Raw genomic sequence first — 3,049 nt, forward strand, 5'->3', positions numbered from 1 at the left:
GGTGCCTACTGGTATCCGCGCGGCGATATTCCGATCGATGTCTTCTGGCAGACGGGAAAACCGCCCGAGGATCTGTGGCTGCCGGACCAGGGCGTCGCGCCCTATCGCGGCCGCGGCTGAGGCAAGCTGGCGATCTTTACCATGCCGCAAGACCGTCTGTGTTTGGCCTTTCGCCGGCATCCGCTTTTGTTGCATTGTTTTCACAGTCGAGTCGCCTTATCTGACAGCGGCAGGACATTTGATTTATTTTGCGGGAGACTTCGCATGAACGAAGAAGACGACGACAAGACAAAGGAACTGCCGCTCGGCAAGGAAACGGAGGCGAACCTTTTCAAGTCGCGTTCGATCTTCATCTATGGCCCGATCACGCAGGAACTGGCGCAGAAGGTCAACACGCAACTCGTGGCGCTGTCAGCAGCCAGCGACGAAGACATCCGCGTCTACGTGAACTCGCCCGGCGGTCACGTCGAATCTGGCGATTCCGTCCATGACATGATCAAGTTCATCAAGCCGAAGGTCTGGATGATCGGTACCGGTTGGGTCGCCTCCGCCGGCGCGCTGATCTATGTATCTGCTCCGAAGGAACGGCGTATCTGCCTGCCGAACACCCGCTTCCTGCTTCATCAACCGTCGGGCGGCACCCGCGGCATGGCTTCGGACATCGAGATCCAGGCACGCGAAATCATCAAGATGAACGAGCGCCTGAACAGGATCTTCGCCGAAGCCACCGGTCAGTCCTACGAGAAGATCGCCAAGGATACGGACCGCGACTACTGGCTCTCTGCCGAGGAAGCCAAGAGCTACGGCCTGGTTTCGCGGATCGTGACGTCGCAGGCTGATATCTGATTTGTTCACCGGTGCATTAGAATTGAAGGCGCTTGCTTCGGCAGGCGCCTTTTTCATGTCGGCCTTGCCCTTCGTTTCTTCTGCGGTTATACACGTCCCATGTCGAAGACAGGCGCCAACATCGTCGAGCAGGTTTCCCGCGGGCAAATCGCCTTTGCGGAACGTTCGCGCGCCTTTACCTCGCTTCTTCTTCTCGGCCTTACACGCGGTTGCCGGGTTCTTTGAAGGAGCGCCCGGTGGACGAAAGCCCACCGGCCCCAGCTCCTTGCCTTCCCTGAATTTCAGAACCGAAAAGAACCAGAGAGCCGGCATTTGCCATCGCCATGCGACCGATGATCGGTTATTGCAGGCGGGCCATGCGCCTCACAGACGAAGAGAAGCCGCGATGATCATGAAATCCCATACCGTCAAGCAGGGCATGCCCGAGGCAGCGGTCAAGTACCAGCCCTATCCGCAGATCAATATCGCCGACCGGACATGGCCGGGCAAGACGATCACCAAGGCGCCGATCTGGTGCTCGGTGGACCTGCGCGACGGCAATCAGTCGCTCGTCGATCCGATGGGCCACGACCGCAAGGCACGGATGTTCCAGCTGTTGCTCGACATGGGCTTCAAGGAAATCGAGATCGGCTTTCCTTCCGCCTCGCAGACGGATTTCGACTTCGCGCGCTGGTGCATCGAGGCAGGCAATGTTCCGGCGGACGTGTCCCTGCAGGTCCTGGTCCAGTGCCGGCCCGAACTGATCACCCGCACCTTCGAGGCGCTCGAGGGCGCCACCCGGCCGATCGTGCACTTCTACAATTCCACCAGCGAATTGCAGCGCCGCGTGGTCTTCGCCAAGGATGTGGCCGGCATCAAGCGGATCGCCACGGATGCCGCCAAGATGATCGCCGACATGGCGGCCAAGGCTGGTGGCGGCTTCCGCTTCGAATATTCGCCGGAAAGCTTTACCGGCACCGAACTGGAGGTCGCGCTGGACATCTGCAACGCGGTCACCGAGATCATCCGGCCGACCCCGGACAACAAGCTGATCCTCAATCTGCCCTCGACCGTCGAGATGGCCACCCCCAACGTCTATGCCGACCAGATCGAATGGATGTGCCGCAATCTCGACAATCGCGAGAGCCTGATCATCTCGGTCCATCCGCACAATGACCGCGGCACCGGTATCGCCGCCACCGAACTCGCCCTGATGGCCGGCGCAGACCGTGTCGAGGGCACGCTCTTCGGCAATGGCGAGCGTACCGGCAATGTCGATGTCGTCACCCTGGCGCTCAACATGTTCACGCAAGGGGTCGATCCGCAACTGGATTGCTCGGATATCCAGCGGATCAAGGATGTCTTCGAATATTCCAACCAGATGATCATCCCGGAGCGTCATCCTTATGTCGGCGAACTGGTCTATACGGCCTTTTCCGGCTCGCACCAGGATGCCATCAACAAGGGCATGAAGGCGATCAAGGTCGCCAACAAGCCGCTTTGGGAGGTGCCCTATCTGCCGATCGATCCGCAGGATGTCGGCCGTTCCTACGAGGCGATCATCCGCATCAACTCGCAATCCGGCAAGGGCGGCATCGCCTATATCCTGCAGCAGGACTACGGCATCAACCTGCCGCGCAACCTGCAGGTGGAATTCCGCGAGGACATCCAGCGCATCACCGACGAAGAGGGCAAGGAACTGCCGTCGAAGGCGATCCATGAGCGCTTCATCGAGCGCTATGTCGATCAGCCGGGCGGGCGCATCCGTTTCGTCGATCACCACACCTATCCGCTCGGTGAACACAAGGGCGTCCGGCTTGTGACCGCCGATATCACCGATAATGGCGAGGCAAAGCAGATCGAGGGCAGGGGGACCGGCCCGATCGACGGCTTCATCAATGCCCTGTCGCAGTATATCGGTATCGAGATGTCGGTCGCCGACTATTCCGAGCATTCGCTCCAGCATGGGTCCAATGCCGCGGCCATCGCCTATGTCGAGGTCGAGCATCCCGGCGGCAAGCTGTTCGGCGTCGGCATCAGCACCAATATCGTCGGCGCGTCGCTGGAAGCCATCGTCTCGGCGGCAAACAGGCTGTTGGAACAAACGTCGGCTTAATCGAGCCGGAGCCTGCTCTCCATAGGTTGTAGAGGCTGCGCCCATGGCGCGGCCTTCACGATGATTTCACCGAAGTTCATATGGAGGTCGATACGGTCTCTGCGAGGG

2 protein-coding genes and 1 pseudogene are annotated in these 3,049 nt (G+C 60.0%); all 3 read left to right on the forward strand.

Annotated features, from left to right (window positions below; genetic code table 11):
* Positions 1 to 120, forward strand: a pseudogene (locus VL202_RS06995) (NADPH-dependent 7-cyano-7-deazaguanine reductase QueF); the annotation flags it as partial.
* 144 nt (positions 121 to 264) lie between these two features.
* Entirely contained in the window at positions 265 to 846 is a 582-nt protein-coding gene (locus VL202_RS07000; RefSeq protein ID WP_056334381.1) for an ATP-dependent Clp protease proteolytic subunit, read from the forward strand.
* A gap of 385 nt (positions 847 to 1,231) precedes the next feature.
* Entirely contained in the window at positions 1,232 to 2,941 is a 1,710-nt protein-coding gene (gene leuA, locus VL202_RS07005; protein WP_325463412.1) for a 2-isopropylmalate synthase, read from the forward strand.
* Positions 2,942 to 3,049: the final 108 nt, after the last annotated feature.

The sequence above is a fragment of the Pararhizobium sp. genome (assembly GCF_035497515.1).
Taxonomy (GTDB): Bacteria; Pseudomonadota; Alphaproteobacteria; order Rhizobiales; family Rhizobiaceae; genus Pararhizobium.